Genomic DNA, 15,280 nt, shown 5'->3' with positions numbered 1-15,280 from the left:
CAGAGCGTTGGCGACGTTGACGACATCAAGAGCCTGGCCCGCAAGGGGTTCATCCGGCCAAACCTGGAAGCGTCCGGTCCACGGACGTCCGAAGTGGAGGACATCATGATCAAGCCATCGGCGGCCCTTGCGGCGGCTTTCCTCGCCTTCGCCGCGACGCCCTCCGCGGCCGTCGACCTCGCCAAGAACCGCACCACCTTGCCGGACCTGGTGCTGGGCGACAAGGACGGCAACGACTACGCTGTGAGCCAGAAAGACTACGAGCTCGAGGCCGGAAAGTCGTACCAGCTCGACATCGTCTCGAACGGCGGCAAGGAATACAAGTTCTTCTCGCCCGAATTGTTCCGGCACATCTGGATCAACCAGATCGTCATCAACCATCTGGAGATTCACGGCCCCGGAACGCCCCATCATCTCGAGTGGGACGACGAGGGCGCGATCCGGATCGAGTTCGTCGTCATCCGTCCGGGCAATTTCAAATGGTGGATCGACGGGCTCGAACAGCGCGGCATGACGGGGACGTTCAAGGTCAAGTGACAGCCGACAAGGCGCGGGAAAGCGCCGGGCGAAAAAAGGGAGGAAGCGCAGTGAAGACGAGAGCATGGGTTCTGGCGGCCGCGGTTCTGGCGGCCGGCGCCGCTGGGGCCAGGGCCGACGACGCGGCGGAATGCGACGCCGGAATCGCGATGATCAAGGCCGAGCAGGCCAAGGGGCCCGCCCAGCCCGTCGCCGACAAGCTGAAGACGGCGCTGCGCGTGGCCGAGCGCGAGAAGGGCGAGAAGGAGTATGACGAGTGCCTCGACGCCGTCGCTGACGCGAAGAAGGCGGTCAAGGCTGGCAAGTGAGCAAAGGCGCCGGTCGCGCGGCGAACGCGCGGCCGGCGCCGCCGACCCATGGCCCGGCGAGCTCCGCCGGGCCGCTTTCGCCGGGGGCATCGCCTGATGTGGCGCTCCTTTCTCAGGTCTCTCCGGGTGCGGATGGCGCTGCTGCTCGCGGCCGCCGTTCTGACGACGGTCGCGGCTGGGCTCGCGGTCGTCTGGACCTTCGTGATCGCTGACGACCATGTGGAGGGGCTCGCTTCGGCGCAGCGCCGGCTGGAGCTGCTGTCGTCGCTGTCCGGACGCGTCGGCGACTACGCGCTCGTCGCCATGCAGACCACCGAGGCGAAGGGTCAGCCGGACCGACTTTCGCTGCCGCGCAAGCGCGTGCAGGAAACCTTCGTCCGGCTCGACGAGGAGATCGCCCGGGCGGTGGTCCGTTCGAGCGACGACGAGCAGGCCACCCTGATCGCCGCCCGCAGCCGCGTGCTGGCGCAGATGCGAGGGCGGTTCGATTTCCTCGACCGTCAGGCGCTCGAATCGATCCGGGACGCGCGGCTCGGGCAGGCCGGAAACGTCGAGCGCCTGCGCACCGCCATGGACACGTTCGCGGCCGCCTTCGGTCCTTCGCTGAGCCAGGCGATTGAGGAGGAGCGCGCGACCGCGAACGCCGCCCAGGCCGCGATGGCGGAGCTCCGGGCAAAGCTGCTGCCCGGCGCGATCGGCGGGGTCGGGCTCGCGACCCTGCTGGCGCTTGCCGCCTATCGCGCGCTGGCGCGCCCGCTCGTGTCGCGCATCTCCCAGGTCGCCTCCGCCGCCGCCGACATCGCGCGCGGACGCACCGACATCCGGCTGCCGGTGCGCGGCCATGACGAACTCAGCCTCGCCATGATGCGGTTCAACCGGATGGCCTCGCAGCTCGCGCGCAAGGAGGCGCGGCTGATGGCGGCGCAAGCGCGCCTGCAGGAGGTGATCGACGAGCGCACCGCGGAGCTGCGCGGCGCGAACGAGCGCCTCTCCGACATCGACCGCGCCCGCCGCCGTTTCTTCACCGATGTGAGCCACGAGCTGCGCACGCCGCTCACCGTCATCCTCGGCGAGGCCGACGTCACGCTGCGCGGCAAGGGCGACGAGGCTGCGCTCACCGCCGCGCTCACCACCATCCGCTCCCGCGCCCGGCGGCTTCACCGGCGCGTCGAGGATCTGCTGCGCGTCGCCCGGTCGGAGAGCGGCCAGCTCGAGCTCGAGCTCGAGCCGGTCGAGATCAAGGATCTGCTCGCCGACGTGCGGGAGGCGATGGAGCCCGCCGCGCGGGCGCGCGGCATCGCGCTCGTCGTCGATGCCGGCGACTTCGACCTGCAGGTCGAGGCGGACGGCGACTGGATGCGGCAGGTGATCGAGGGGCTGGTCGCGAACGCCTTGCGGCATTCGACCTACGGCGGCACGGTCCGCCTCATCGCCGGGATCGATTCGGCGGACACGGTCGCCGTCGCCGTCAGCGACGACGGCGAGGGCATAGCCGAGGCTGATCTTCCCCACGTGTTCGAACGCTTCTACCGCGGCGCCCAGGCCGACCGCGAAAGCTCCGGCTTCGGCATCGGCCTCGCGCTCGCGCGCTGGGTCGTCGAGCGGCACAGCGGCTCGATCTCGCTCGACAGCCGGACAGCGGCTCCCGGACGCGCGCCGGGGACCACGGTCACCATCCGCCTTCCTGCGCTTGCGCATCGCCTCGTGATCGGAGCCCGTTCATGACCATCCTGATCGTCGAAGACGACGCCGACATCGGCTCCGTTCTGCGTCGCGGGTTCGCGGCCGAGAGCTACGACGTGGAGCTGGTGGGAGATGGTGAGGCGGCGCTCGCGGTCGCGACCAGCAAACCGTTCTGCGCCATCATCCTCGACGTGATGCTGCCCGGCCGCTCCGGCGTCGAGGTGTGCAAGGCGCTCAGGGCGGCCGGGCAGAGCGCGCCCATTATCATGCTGTCCGCGCGCTCCAGCGTGTCCGAACGCACCGAAGGCCTGCTCGCAGGCGCGGACGATTATCTCGTAAAGCCGTTCGATTTCGAGGAGCTGCTGGCGCGGGTCAGGGTTCAGGAGATGCGCCGCGACAACGACGGCGCGGACCAGCGCCATCTGATCGTCGGCCCGCTCGACGTCGACCTGGAGACGCGCGTCGTCACCACCTCGGAAGGCTCGGCGCGCTTGACCGAGCGCGAGGTCGACCTGCTCGCGCTGCTGATGCGCCACGCCGGCGAGCCGCTCGCCCGCGCCGACATCTTCGCCGCGCTCTGGGCCGGCCATGGCGGCGCCTCTCTCAACGTGGTCGACGTCTACATCGGCTATCTCCGCCACAAGCTCGGCGAGGCGCTTCCAGACGGCGGCCGGCTTATCGTGACGGTCCGGGGCAGGGGCTTCATGTTCGCCGCCAGCTGAAGGGGCGGTCCGAACGTCGGGTCGAGGGGAAACGGCTGCGCCCTTGGCGTGACGTCCCTCGGCGGTGCATAATCTTCCCGGAAGGGGCCGCCGCGCTGGTCGCGTGGGCGACGCTCAAGCGCGCCCGAGAAGCCCCCAAGGTTGAGGAAGGCGATACCCATGCTGAAGATTGCGAGCCGCGCCGTCGCGGCTGCGGCCGTGTCCGCTCTCTGCTTCCTGAGCCCCGCTTACGCCGCGCCGACGGCGGTCGAGCTGGTGTTCGAGCAGCCCTATCTCGCGAAAATCGACGCCGGCGCGGCGCTGTCCTACCGCTTCGAGCGCAAGACCGACGACAAGGGTCTGTCGCCGTCCTTCGAGGACAGCGTGACGCTCAAGCTCTCGAACGATGAGAAGGGGCGCAAGGAAGCCGTCGTCGACATGTTCACCGGCTCCCGGGCGCGCACCGTAGGTCCGCTCGGGACCGCCGGCAATCCGGTCGTCATCGCGCTGCTCGAGCAGGACGTTCGCGAGATGCAGAAGGTGCTGGGCGGCAGCCCCTATTACATCCGCAACCGCATGCGCGACGCGATCAACGACGGCGGCGTGGTCGAAGCGGTGAAGGTCGAGTTCGACGGACGCAGCGTCGACGGCTGGCGCGTGACGCTGAAGCCGTTCACGAAAGACGTCGAGCGCGAGAGGTTCAAGGACTTCGCGGAGCGCTCCTACGAGCTGATCTTCTCCGACGCGGTTCCCGGCGGTCTCTACAAGCTCGTCACCGTGACGCCGAAGAAGGGCGCCGAGGCGCCGCTGCTGGTCGAGAACCTGACGCTCCAGGGCGTCGCCGCGGCCAAGGCCGACGCCAAATGAGGCGCGCTCTTCTCGCAGCCGTCGCCATCGCCTTCGCCTTCCCGGCGGCGGCGGACGTGGACGGCGACTACACCACCGTCGTGAAAGCCGACTACATTTTCGGCTGCATGGCCTCGAACGGGCAGACCCGCCAGTCGCTCGAGCACTGCGCCTGCTCGATCGACACCATCGCCACGATCCTTCCGTACAAGGAGTACGAGGAGGCGGAGACGATCCTGCGGATGAACCAGGTCGCGGGGCAGTCGTCCGAGGTGTTCCGGAGCACGGGCCAGTTCCGCGACATCGTCGCCGACCTCCGCCGCGCCCAGGCCGAGGCCGAGATCAAGTGTTTCCCCTGACGCCGCAGCCGCGGCGCTGAGGTCGAGTGAATGAAAAAGCCCGGCGCTTCGCCGGGCTTTTTACGTCGCGGGATATGGGCCCCGATCGGGACGGGGCGGAGCCCGGTGGATCCTCGGGTCAAGCCCGAGGATGACGCCGCGATCTCAGGACTTCGGGCGGCCCTGCATCTCGCCGGAGAACTGGACGCCCTCGGTGTCCTGCGCGTTCACCGTGACGGGCGCGGCGCCCGGAAGGTAGGAGAACTGGATCGCCGGATCCTCGCTCAGCGAGATGCCGCCTTCCATCGTGAACACGGTGGCCTCGCCCTGCTTGACGACGATCTTGTTGACGAAGCGCGCGGGGATGTAGGTTCGGTCGATCGGGTCCATCTGCAGCCCGGAATAGTTCGGGTGGCGGATCATGAGCTGAGCGTCCGAAGAGCCGTCGTCGCGCGGCTTGGCGGACGCATTGGCGACCGCGGGGCGGAACTTGAGCTGGCCGAGATTGGCCATCGCCTGGTCCTCGTCCTTCAGCGCGGGCGCCGAGCAGCCGCCGCTCGCCTTCACGAAGCGGGCCGCCATGTGGAGCTGGCCGTCGCTGGTCTCGAGCACGGCGCGCACGGACGAGTAGGCGTTCACCCGGAGCCGCGTCGAGAGCGCGAACTCGCGCCGCTCCTGGCCGAGCGTGAAGGTGGCGGCGACGGGGGAGGGGTTCTCGTCGACGATCAGCGTCACCGCCTTGACGGTGCGGGGATCGTCTTTCGGCAGGGTCACGTTGACGTCGATCGGAACCACGGCGGCGTCCTCGGCGCGGATCGGCGCGTCGATCGTCAGCAGAGCGCTGTCGCGCTCGATCGCCTTGTCGCCGAAGGCGTCCTTGCGGAACGTTTCGAAGGTCTTGTCGGTGTTCTGGTCGGTTCCGGGCGCGGCGAGCGCGGGCGCGGCGACGAGCGCAGCGGCGAGGCCGAACGCCGCCGCCAGACGGACGCCGTTCAGGCCGGACGAACGTGGAGAGAAGGACATCGGACGTCTCCCTTGGATCAGGCGCGCTTGAAGCGTCGTCTTGGTCTCGTTCAGGGAAATATAGGCCTTTTCGCGAGGGCTCGCCAGATGCCTGAAACGGCCTGAAACCGTTGCGGCGCGACGGGGTTCAGCGCACCACGGTGACGCGCTTCGCGGCGCGCGTCAGGCCGGTGTAGAGCCAGCGCGCCCGGTGCTCGCGGAAGGCGTAGCTCTCGTCGAACAGCACCACGTCGTCCCACTGCGACCCTTGGGCCTTGTGGACGGTGAGCGCATAGCCGTAGTCGAACTCGTCGGAGCGCCGCCGCTGCGCGAACGGGATCGCCTCCGCCTCGCCCTCGAAGAAGCCGCGCAGCACCGACACGCTGACCGATCGGCGGGAGCTTTCGTCCTCCGGCGTGACGTCCATCTTGACGCGCGTGGCGTCGGTCCCCTTCAGCCGCTGCACCGTCCAGGTGCCGCCGTTGAACAGGCCCTTGGTCTTGTCGTTGCGCAGGCACACCAGCTTGTCGCCGACCGCCGGCATCGGGTCGTGCAGGCCCTTCAGCTCCCGGAGCCGGTTGTTATAGAGCCGGCGGGTGCGATTCATGCCCACGAGCACCTGGTCGGCGCCGGTGACGTCCTCGGTCTTGATGTCCCGGCGGGAGATGACCCGGCTCTCGCCGTAGACGCCGGCGTCGAGCTCCTGGCCCTCGCGGACCGTCAGCGACATGCGGATGATCGGGTCGTCGACCGCCTGGCGATGGACCTCCGTCAGCATGGCGTCGGGCTCGGCCTCGGTGAAGAAGCCGCCGCCCTTCACCGGCGGGAGCTGGGCCGGGTCGCCCAGCACCAGCACCTTCTTGCCGAAGGAGAGCAGGTCGCGACCGAGCTCCTCGTCCACCATCGAGCACTCGTCGATCACGATCAGGTCGGCCTTTGCGGCCGAGCCGTCCCGGTTCAGCGAGAAGGAGGGGCCCTCCTCGTCGCCGCCGCGCGGGCGGTAGATCATGGCGTGGATGGTGGAGGCGCCCTCGCAGCCCTTGGAGCGCATGACGAGCGCCGCCTTGCCGGTGTAGGCGCCGAAGGCGACGTCGCCGTCCATGTCCTCGGCGAGGTGGCGGGCGAGCGTGGTCTTGCCCGTTCCGGCGTAGCCGAACAGGCGGAAGACCTGATCGCGCGGCCGGCGCAGCCAGTCGGCCACGGCGGCGAGCGCATCGTCCTGCTGCGGCGACCAGCGCATCGTGCTGTCCGGCGGGGTTGCGGGAGCCGCGTTTGTAGCGCGAGTCGGCGCCGAAGTCGTTCAGGAGGGGATGCGCGCGATCGCCTTGATCTCGAAATCGAACCCGCCGAGCCAGGTCGCGCCGATCGCGGTCCAGTTGGGGTAGGGCGCTTCGCCGATCCGCTCCTTGCGCACCTTCTGCACGTCATCCCACTGCGTCGCCGGGTCGGTGTGGAAGGAGGTCACGTCGACCACGTCCTCGAAAGTCGCGCCGGCGGCCTTCAGCACCGCGTCGAGATTGTCGAAGGCGCGGCGGACCTGGTCGACGAACACCGGTTCCGGCGAGCCGTCCTCGCGCGACCCGACTTGGCCGGAGACGAACAGCAGGTCGCCCGAGCGGATCGCCGCGGAGTAGAGGTCGCGCTCGTAGATGGCCTGCCGTCCGGCGGGAAACACCGCGTCGCGTTTGGGCATGGGAAGGCTCCTTTGCAGGATCGACGACATAGGTCCCGGTTCCGCCTAGATCGTACATACGAGGCGTATGTCAACCCGGCGGCAGAGCGTCCGTCGCGTCGCCGGAAGCGTGCCGAAGGACGAAAGCCGGCCTCAGCTGGCCTGATGCGGCCGGAGCCAGCCGAGCCCGTCCTCGGTCACGCCGGCGGGCCGGTATTCGCAGCCGACGAAGCCGTCGTAGCCGAGCCGGTCGAGCGCCGCGAAGATCGCGCTGTCGTTGAGTTCGCCGGTGTTCGGCTCGTTGCGCTTCGGCACGGAGGCGATCTGGACGTGGCCGACGATCGGCAGCATCGCCTCCAGCGAGACCAGCACGTCGCCGTGGAGGATCTGGCGGTGGTAGACGTCGTACTGAAGCTTCACGTTCGGGAGATTGAGCTCGGCGATGATCTCCGCGGCCTTGCCGAAGTCGTTCAGGAAGTAGCCCAGCATGTCGCGGCCGTTGATCGGCTCGAGCAGAAGGTCGACGCCCTTTTCGGCGAGCTTTTCCGCGGCGACGCGGACCGCGCGGCGGTAGGCGGCGTTCGCGGCCGGATCGTCGGCCGGGACCAGGCCCGCCATCATGTGCAGCCGCTTCACGCCGGTCGCCTCGGCGTAGGCCATCGCCGTGTCGACGCCCGCGTCGAACTCGGCCTCACGGCCGGGGAGCGCCGCGATCCCGCGCTCGCCCGCCGCCCAGTCGCCGGGCGGCATGTTGAACAGCGCCTGGGTCAGGTCCGCCGCCTGAAGCTTCGCCGCCACCACGTCCGGCGCGTGGTCGTAGGGGAACAGGAACTCGACCGCGGTGAAACCAGCGTCGGCCGCGGCGGCGAAGCGGTCGAGGAACGGCCGCTCGTTGAACATCATCGTCAGGTTGGCGGCGAAGCGGGGCATTGATACCTCCGGAAATGAAACGCGTGGGTCATCTGACGCGCGTCATCCCCCGGCTTGTCCGGGGGATCCAGGGTTGGATCGGCTCGCGGACCGAGAGCATGCCCCGGACAAGCCGGGGCATGACGCGGAGCGTGTTTCCGACGCGACGGCGGGCGTCACGCGTCAGCGGTTCACCAGCTTCGCCGGCGTGAGGTAGATCGCGATCGCGGCGATCGTCAGCATGCCGGCGAGCATGTACATGCCGGCGGCCGTGCTCTGGGTCGCGTCGCGCAGGGCGCCGATGGCGTAGGGGCTGACGAAGCCCGCGAGATTGCCGACCGAGTTGACGATCGCGATGCCCGACGCCGCGGCCGCCCCGCTGATGAAGGCGGTGGGCAGCGACCAGAACAGCGGCGAGCAGGTCAGCACGCCGGCGGCGGCCGCCGACAGCGCCACGATGCCGATCAGCGGGCTGCCGGCGGTCGCGGAGATCACGAAGCCGACCGCGCCGATCAGCGCCGGGACGATCAGGTGCCAGCGCCGCTCGCGCATGCGGTCGGCGCTGCGGCCGCACAGGATCATCACCACGACCGCCACCAGGAACGGGATCGCGCTGATCAGGCCGATCATCAGGTTGCCCTGCACGCCGCTGCCCTTGACCAGCGTCGGCAGCCAGAAGGTCAGGCCGTACTGGCCCATGACGATGCAGAAGTAGATGAACGCCATCGCCCAGATGCGCGGGTCGCGGACCACGGCGCCGAACGAGGCCTCCGAGGTCTTGCCCTGATGGTCGGCGGCGATGTCGCGCGCGATTTGCGCCTTCTCCTCGTCGTTGAGCCACTTCGCGTCGCGGACGCGGTCGTCGAGATAGAAGAACACGACGACGCCGAGCAGCACCGCAGGCGCGGCCTCCAGCAGGAACATCCACTGCCACCCGGCATGGCCGCCGACGCCATTGAAGGCGTCCATGATCCAGCCCGACAGCGGCCCGCCGAAGATGCCGGAAACCGGGATCGCCGCCATGAACACCGCGATGATGCGGGCGCGCTGATGCGAGGGGAACCAGTAGGTGATGTAGAGGATGATGCCGGGATAGAAGCCGGCTTCGGCGAGGCCCAGCAGGAAGCGCAGGGCGTAGAACTGCCACGCGGTCTCCACGAACCAGAAGCAGGCCGAGATCACGCCCCAGGTCACCATGATGCGCGCGATCCAGACCCGCGCGCCGAGCTTGTGGAGCAGGATGTTCGAGGGCACCTCGAACAGGAAATAGCCGATGAAGAACAGGCCGGCGCCAAGGCCGAACACCGTCTCGCTGAAGCCGAGGTCGCCGGACATCTGCAACTTGGCGAAGCCGACGTTCACGCGATCGAGGTAGGCGATCACGTAGAGCAGCATCAGGAAGGGCACGAGGCGCCAGAACACCTTGCGGTAGGTGGCGGCGGCGAACTCGGTCTCGGCCGGCGCGTCGGCGAGGGAAGCGGTCGTCATGGGCGTCTCCTTGCGACCGTTCCGGCGCGTCGTTCGGTGCGGCCGGTGACGGGTCGATGCGGGGTCGGGCCGGTCAGTCCGGCGCGTTCGGAAGCTCGAGGCCCGCGATGCGGGCGAACAGGCGGGCGACGGAGGCGTCGTCGTCGCGGCCCATGCCGGCCGCGGCGGTCATCAGAAAGAGCTGCAGGCCGGCGCCGGCCATCGGGGTCGGAAATTTTGCGGCGCGCGACATGTCGGCGACGATGCCGAGGTCCTTGACGAAGATGTCGACGGCGCTGCGGGGGGCGTAGTCGCCCTCGACAACGTGGCGGCCGCGGTTCTCGAACATCCACGAATTGCCGGCCGAGCCGGTGATGACCTCGTAGACCTTGGCGAGATCGAGCCCGAGACGCTGCGCGAAGGTCAGAGCCTCGCAGGCGGCGGCGATGTGAACGCCGGCGAGCAGCTGGTTCACCATCTTGAAGGCGGCGCCGACGCCAGGCTCGGAGCCCAGCCGGTGCAGCGTCGCCGCCATGGCTGCGAGGGCGGGCTCGCCGGCGGCGAAGGCCGCGTCCGACCCGGAGGCGAGCACCGTGAGGGCGCCTTCCGCCGCGCGCTGCGCGCCGCCGCTGATCGGGGCGTCGAGATAGAGATGGCCGGTCGCCGCGACCTCGGCCGCGATCGTGCGCGCGTCGTCGGGAGACATAGTCGCGCAGGCGATCGCCAGCGCGCCGGGCTTCGCCGCGGCGAGCGCGCCGCCGTTTCCGAGCAGCACCGCGCGCGTCTGGGCGGCGTTGACGACGACCGCGACGACGATGTCGGCGCCCTTCGCGGCTTCGAGCGGGGTGGCGGCGCCCAAGCCGTGCTCCCCGGCGAAGCGTGCGACGAGCGCCGGATCGATGTCGCAGCCGGTGACGGCGTGTCCGGCGCGGGCGAGCGAGGCGGCGATCCCGAAGCCCATGGAGCCGAGCCCGATGACGGCGATCGTTTTCGGCGGGAGCCCGGCGGCCATGGCTGCGTCCTCGGTCCTGAAATTGCGCATTACGCCATATGACAGCGCTGTCATTGATGCAAGCGTCGTGATGACAGCGCTGTCATATGATCGTATGAGGCGTGAGAACCCGCCGGGACGCCTCTAGCCATGTCCAATGAGCACCGTCCGCACCGCGCCGTCTCCGCCGCCACGCTCGCCGACGTGGCGCGCGCGGCCGGCGTCAGCGAGATCACCGCATCCCGCGTGGTGCGGGGCCGCGGGCCGATCTCGGCGGCGACGCGCGCCAAGGTGGAGGCGGCGATCGCGGCCGTCGGCTATGTCCCGAACCGGCTGGCAGGCGGGCTCGCCTCCGCGGGCTCGAATCTCGTCGGCGTCGTGCTGCCGTCGCTGTCGAACAGCGTGTTTCCGGACGTGCTGAGCGGCCTGAACGGGGCGATCGCGGGAGAGCGGTTGCGGACGCTGGTCGCCGTGACCGACTACGACCTCGACGCAGAGCGCGACGCGGTCGCGGCGCTGCTCGCATGGCGGCCCGCGGCGCTGGTGCTGGTGGGGCTGGAGCACCGGCCCGAGACGCGCGAGATGTTGGCCGCCTCTGGCGCCACGATCATCGAGCTCATGGACATAGAGGGCGATCCGGTCGATCTCGCCGTCGGCCTGTCGCACACGGCGGCGGGCGCCGCAGCGGCGCGCCGGCTGCTCGCGCGGGGGCGCTCGCGCATCGGCTATGTCGGCCACGGCGCCGGCGACCTGCGCGCCGCCAAGCGCCGCGCCGGCCTGGAGGCCGCGCTGAAGCGCGACGCGAACCTCACGCTCGCCGGCGCGCATGTGGTCGACGCGCCGTCCTCGGTCGGGGCGGGGCGGGCGGCGCTCGCGGCGCTGCTGGAGGTGGCGCCGGAACTCGACGCCGTCGTGTTCTCGAACGACGACATGGCGCTCGGCGGCGCCTTCCACTGCATGGCGGCCGGCGTCGACGTTCCGGACCGGCTCGCGCTTGTCGGCTTCAACGGGCTGGAGCTCGCGAACGCGCTGCCGAAGCCGCTCACCACGGTGCGCACGGCGCGCGGCGAGATCGGTCGCATAGCCGGCGAAGTACTTTGCGCGCGTCTGCGCGGCGAAACCCCGCCGAAGGTGACGGACGTCGGGTTCGACGTCGTCGCCGGCGGAACGGACTGACAAGAAAACGGGCTGGAGGATTCATGTTTCTCGGATGCATCGCCGACGACCTGACCGGGGCGACCGATCTCGCGCTCATGCTGGCGCGCGAGGGCCTGCGGACGGTCCAGGCGAACGGCCTGCCGACCGACGACCTCGCGCTCGACGGGGTCGACGCGGTCGTGGTCGCCCTGAAGTCGCGCACCATTCCGGCCGCCGAGGCGGTGGAGCAGTCGATCGCGGCGGCGGACCGGCTGCGGGCGCTCGGGGCTGAGCGGCTGTTCTTCAAATACTGCTCGACCTTCGATTCGACCGACGAGGGCAACATCGGCCCGGTCGCCGACGCGCTGCTCGATCGGCTCGGGGCGCGGTTCACCATCGCCTGCCCGGCCTTTCCGGCGAACGGACGCACGATCGAGCACGGCCTGCTCTACGTGAACGGAACGCTGCTCGCGGAGAGCAGCATGAAGGATCACCCGCTGACGCCGATGCGCGACAGCGACCTCGTCGCCGTGCTCGGCCGCCAGACCGCCCGCAAGGTCGGGCTGGTCGACATCGCCGACGTCGGCCGCGGCGCCGAGGCGATCCGCGCGGTTTTCGCGCGCGAGGAAGGCGAGGGGAAGGCCTACGCCATCGTCGACGCGGTCCGGGACGAGGACCTGCGCGCGATCGGCGCCGCCTCGGCCGATCTGCCGCTGATCACCGGCGGCTCCGGCGTCGCCATGGGGCTGCCGGCGGCCTGGCGCGAGGCGGGGCTGATCGCGGAGCTGTTCGAACCGGCCGCGCGGCTCGACGCGCCTGCCGGCCGCCGGATCATCCTGGCGGGGTCGTGCTCGACCGCGACGCGCGGGCAGGTGGCGGCCGCGCGGGAGGCGGGCGTGCCCGACTTCAAGGTCGATCCGCGCGCGATCGCCTCCGGCGCGATCGCGGCCGAGGACGTGGTCAACTGGGTCGTGTCGCAGAAGCCGGACGGGCTCGCCATGGTGTGGTCGAGCGCGGAGCCGGAGGAGGTGAAGGCCGCGCAGGCCGAACTCGGCCGCGAAGCCGCCGGCGCGCTGGTCGAGGGCCTGCTCGGCGAGGTCGCGTCCGCGCTCGCCGACCGCGGCTTCACCCGCTTCGTCGTGGCCGGCGGCGAGACCTCCGGCGCGGTGGTGCAGGCGCTGAAGGTCGACGCCTTCGCGATCGGTCCCGAAATCGATCCCGGCGTGCCGTGGACGCGCAGCGTGGGCGGACGCCCGCTCGCGCTGGCGCTCAAGTCCGGCAATTTCGGCGCGCCGGACTTCTTCCTCAAGGCGTGGGAGAAGCTGGCGTGAGCGAGGAGACAAGGCTGCGCGAGAAGCTCTGCGCCTGCGGAGCCTCGCTGTTCCGGCGCGGGCTGACCTTCGGCTCCACCGGCAACCTCTCGGTCGCGCTGCCGGACGGCGGCTGGCTGATGACGCCGACCAACGCCTCGCTGGGCGAACTCGACCCCGCGCGTCTGTCGAAGATCGACGCCGACGGCCGCCACGTCGGCGGCGACAAGCCGACCAAGGAGTCGTTCCTGCATCAGGCGATGTATGGCGAACGCCCCGGCGCAAACGCGGTCGTGCATCTGCACTCCACCCATTCCGTGGCGGTGTCCTGCCTCGACGGCGTCGACTGCGAGAACTGCCTGCCGCCGATCACCGCCTATTACGTCATGCGGGTCGGCCGGCTGCCGCTGGTGCCCTACCACGCGCCCGGAGACGCGGCGCTCGCCGAGGCGGTGCGCAAGCTCGCAGGGACGCACCACGCGGTGCTGCTGGCGAACCACGGCCCGGTGGTCGCCGGAACCACCCTCGACGCCGCCATGCACGCCACCGAAGAGCTCGAGGAGACCGCGAAGCTCTACCTTCTGCTTCGTGGATCGAGGGTGCGTCCGCTCACCTGCGAGCAGGTCGAAGAGCTGCGGGAGAAGCACTCGCTTTGGTGAGTTGCTTTACGTCACGGACGCGTCAGATATTATAACAGCAGCGTCAGCCAGAGATGCTTGCCTTTCACATCCGCGTAAGGGCTCTCTTCACGAAAGCGTAGGGATATTGTTCCCTGCCTTCGTTTCCACACTTCACTTGTCATGGCCGTTGCTCGAACGGCGGCCGCGACAGTTCAACAGAGGAGGGAACGATATGATGACGATGTTCGGCGCCAAGACCCTGGCTGCGGCGCTGGTTGGGGCCGGCGCGCTGGTCGCCGGTCCGGCGCTCGCCGTCACGGTCACCAATCAGAGCGACAAGGCGCACGAGATCACCGTCGATCTCGGATCGGAAGAGCCGAAGACCAAGATCGACGCGGGCAAGTCCGCCACCGTCGACTGCCCGGATGGGTGCGAGGTCCGGGGAGGCCCCTTCGCCTATGGCCTCGCCGCGACGAAGGGCGACAAGATCGTGATCGGCAAGGACGGCATGCTGGCCTACGAGGGCCAGGCGACCTCGACCGAGGCGCGCAACGACGACGGCAAGAAGGCGCAGTGACGCCGCGGCGCGCGTCCTGACGGACGCCGCCGTTGTCCCGCACGCCTGCCCCGGCGCGATCCGATTGCGCCGGGGCAATGCGTTGCGGGCGGATCAGGCGCTTCCGGCGAGGGCGCGAACGAACGATATGCCCGGTCGACCGAACACGGAGACAGGGCCATGACGCCGAAACTGACCGGCATCCATCATCTCACCGCCATCACCGCCGACGCGCCCCGCAACCGGCGCTTCTACGAGGGGACGCTCGGCCTGCGGCTGGTCAAGAAGACCGTCAACCAGGACGACGTCAGCGCCTATCACCTGTTCTACGCCGACGGCGAGGCTTCGCCCGGCACCGACATAACCTTCTTCGACTGGCCGGCCCCGCGCGAGCGCCGCGGCTCGAACAGCGTCGTCCGCACCGGCCTGAGGGTTTCAGGCGAAGACGCGCTCGCATGGTGGCGCGAGCGGCTGTCGGAGGAAGGCTACGCCCCGTCCGCCATCGCCGAACGCGCCGGCCGCCTGAGCGTCGACGTCGAGGATTTCGAGGGCCAGCGGCTGCGGCTGACGGCGGACGAGACCGGCGCCGCGGCCCGGACCTGGGAGCGGAGCCCGGTTCCCGCCGACCGCCAGATCATCGGGCTCGGCCCCATCACCATGAGCGCGCCGAAGCTCGAGCGCACCGCGCGGCTGCTGACCGAAGCGCTCGGCATGCGCGATCTCGGCGAGCGGCGCGACGCGGACGGCGCCGCGGCTCATGTGTTCGCGATGGGCGACGACGGCGGGCCCGGCGCCGAGCTGCATGTGGCGGTCGAGCCCGGCCTCGACTTCGCGCAGCAGGGCGCGGGCGGCGTCCACCACGTCGCCTTCCGCACGCCGGACGCGGACCATCTGCGCGCCTGGACCGAGCGGCTGTCGGGGCTCGGCGTACGCAACAGCGGCGAGATCGACCGCCATTACTTCCGCTCGCTCTACTTCCGCGAGCCGAGCGGCGTGCTGTTCGAGATCGCGACAGACGGCCCGGGCTTCGCGGTCGACGAGCCGGCCGACAGTCTCGGCGAGCGGCTGGCGCTGCCGCCGTTCCTGGAGCATCGCCGCGCCGAGATCGAGGCCGGGCTGAAGCCGCTATGAGCGGAGCGGTCCGCGAATTGGATCATTGCGTTCTGTATCGTTCGTTGATACATCAACGGAGCGAAACCGGGA

General features: G+C 69.9%; 17 protein-coding genes. 11 read left to right on the top strand and 6 right to left on the bottom strand.

Translation table 11 applies throughout. The features are described from left to right. The first annotated feature begins 105 nt into the window (after nucleotides 1–105). The 6 genes from PKE78_RS13880 to PKE78_RS13855 all read left to right on the top strand — a co-directional run bounded on the left by PKE78_RS13880 (nucleotide 106) and on the right by PKE78_RS13855 (nucleotide 4,434). On the top strand, nucleotides 106–537 hold the full coding sequence (locus PKE78_RS13880; protein WP_271201494.1) for a cupredoxin domain-containing protein: 432 nt from the start codon (nucleotides 106–108) through the stop codon (nucleotides 535–537). 50 nt (nucleotides 538–587) lie between these two features. Beyond that, a complete protein-coding gene (locus PKE78_RS13875; RefSeq protein ID WP_271201493.1) occupies nucleotides 588–845 on the top strand; it encodes a histidine kinase in 258 nt (85 codons plus the stop codon). Between the two features lie 96 nt (nucleotides 846–941). Further along, nucleotides 942–2,570, top strand: a complete 1,629-nt coding sequence (locus PKE78_RS13870) for a sensor histidine kinase (protein WP_271201492.1) — start codon at nucleotides 942–944, stop codon at nucleotides 2,568–2,570. Then, on the top strand, nucleotides 2,567–3,250 hold the full coding sequence (locus tag PKE78_RS13865) for a response regulator transcription factor (RefSeq protein WP_271201491.1): 684 nt from the start codon (nucleotides 2,567–2,569) through the stop codon (nucleotides 3,248–3,250). Before PKE78_RS13870 ends, PKE78_RS13865 begins: the two co-directional genes overlap by 4 nt. Nucleotides 3,251–3,409: 159 nt before the next feature. Continuing rightward, a complete protein-coding gene (locus PKE78_RS13860; protein WP_271201490.1) occupies nucleotides 3,410–4,096 on the top strand; it encodes a hypothetical protein in 687 nt (228 codons plus the stop codon). After that, entirely contained in the window at nucleotides 4,093–4,434 is a 342-nt protein-coding gene (locus PKE78_RS13855) for a hypothetical protein (protein WP_271201489.1), read from the top strand. The genes PKE78_RS13860 and PKE78_RS13855 overlap by 4 nt, the downstream gene beginning before the upstream one ends. A gap of 144 nt (nucleotides 4,435–4,578) precedes the next feature. On the opposite strand, the gene PKE78_RS13850 is transcribed toward PKE78_RS13855, so the two are convergent. The 6 genes from PKE78_RS13850 to ltnD form a co-directional block, all read right to left on the bottom strand. Beyond that, complete coding sequence (locus PKE78_RS13850; RefSeq protein WP_271201488.1) at nucleotides 4,579–5,436, bottom strand: quinoprotein dehydrogenase-associated SoxYZ-like carrier; 858 nt, start codon at nucleotides 5,434–5,436, stop codon at nucleotides 4,579–4,581. Nucleotides 5,437–5,563: 127 nt separating this feature from the next. After that, nucleotides 5,564–6,655: an ATP-dependent DNA helicase gene (locus tag PKE78_RS13845; RefSeq protein ID WP_271201487.1), complete on the bottom strand. Its 1,092-nt coding sequence runs from the start codon at nucleotides 6,653–6,655 to the stop codon at nucleotides 5,564–5,566. Between the two features lie 60 nt (nucleotides 6,656–6,715). Next, nucleotides 6,716–7,108 carry a RidA family protein gene (locus PKE78_RS13840; RefSeq protein ID WP_271201486.1) on the bottom strand — a complete coding sequence of 131 codons (393 nt, stop codon included), beginning with the start codon at nucleotides 7,106–7,108 and terminating at the stop codon, nucleotides 6,716–6,718. 132 nt (nucleotides 7,109–7,240) lie between these two features. Continuing rightward, entirely contained in the window at nucleotides 7,241–8,017 is a 777-nt protein-coding gene (gene otnI, locus PKE78_RS13835) for a 2-oxo-tetronate isomerase (RefSeq protein ID WP_271201485.1), read from the bottom strand. Nucleotides 8,018–8,179: 162 nt separating this feature from the next. Next, nucleotides 8,180–9,484: an MFS transporter gene (locus PKE78_RS13830; RefSeq protein WP_271201484.1), complete on the bottom strand. Its 1,305-nt coding sequence runs from the start codon at nucleotides 9,482–9,484 to the stop codon at nucleotides 8,180–8,182. Nucleotides 9,485–9,557: 73 nt separating this feature from the next. Further along, the gene (ltnD, locus tag PKE78_RS13825; protein ID WP_271201483.1) at nucleotides 9,558–10,505 is read right to left on the bottom strand and encodes an L-threonate dehydrogenase; all 948 of its coding nucleotides are present in this window, start codon (nucleotides 10,503–10,505) and stop codon (nucleotides 9,558–9,560) included. 99 nt (nucleotides 10,506–10,604) lie between these two features. Between ltnD and PKE78_RS13820 the strand changes: the two genes are divergently transcribed. The 5 genes from PKE78_RS13820 (at nucleotide 10,605) to PKE78_RS13800 (ending at nucleotide 15,208) form a co-directional block, all read left to right on the top strand. Next, nucleotides 10,605–11,630 (top strand): LacI family DNA-binding transcriptional regulator, encoded by a 1,026-nt coding sequence (locus PKE78_RS13820; RefSeq protein ID WP_271201482.1) that lies wholly within the window; start codon nucleotides 10,605–10,607, stop codon nucleotides 11,628–11,630. A 23-nt stretch (nucleotides 11,631–11,653) separates the two neighbouring features. Then, nucleotides 11,654–12,922 (top strand): 3-oxo-tetronate kinase, encoded by a 1,269-nt coding sequence (gene otnK / locus PKE78_RS13815; RefSeq protein ID WP_271201481.1) that lies wholly within the window; start codon nucleotides 11,654–11,656, stop codon nucleotides 12,920–12,922. Then, on the top strand, nucleotides 12,919–13,560 hold the full coding sequence (gene otnC, locus PKE78_RS13810) for a 3-oxo-tetronate 4-phosphate decarboxylase (RefSeq protein ID WP_271201480.1): 642 nt from the start codon (nucleotides 12,919–12,921) through the stop codon (nucleotides 13,558–13,560). The genes otnK and otnC overlap by 4 nt, the downstream gene beginning before the upstream one ends. Before the next feature lie 193 nt (nucleotides 13,561–13,753). Continuing rightward, nucleotides 13,754–14,098, top strand: coding sequence for a hypothetical protein (locus PKE78_RS13805; protein WP_271201479.1), 345 nt, complete (start codon nucleotides 13,754–13,756; stop codon nucleotides 14,096–14,098). 159 nt (nucleotides 14,099–14,257) lie between these two features. Beyond that, nucleotides 14,258–15,208, top strand: a complete 951-nt coding sequence (locus PKE78_RS13800) for a ring-cleaving dioxygenase (RefSeq protein ID WP_271201478.1) — start codon at nucleotides 14,258–14,260, stop codon at nucleotides 15,206–15,208. Nucleotides 15,209–15,280: the final 72 nt, after the last annotated feature.

The organism is Methylopila turkensis (assembly GCF_027922325.1).
GTDB classification, from domain to species: Bacteria; Pseudomonadota; Alphaproteobacteria; order Rhizobiales; family Methylopilaceae; genus Methylopila; species Methylopila turkensis.
The sequence above is the reverse complement of the archived record's forward strand: the minus strand, read 5'-3'. Positions and strand labels throughout refer to the sequence as shown.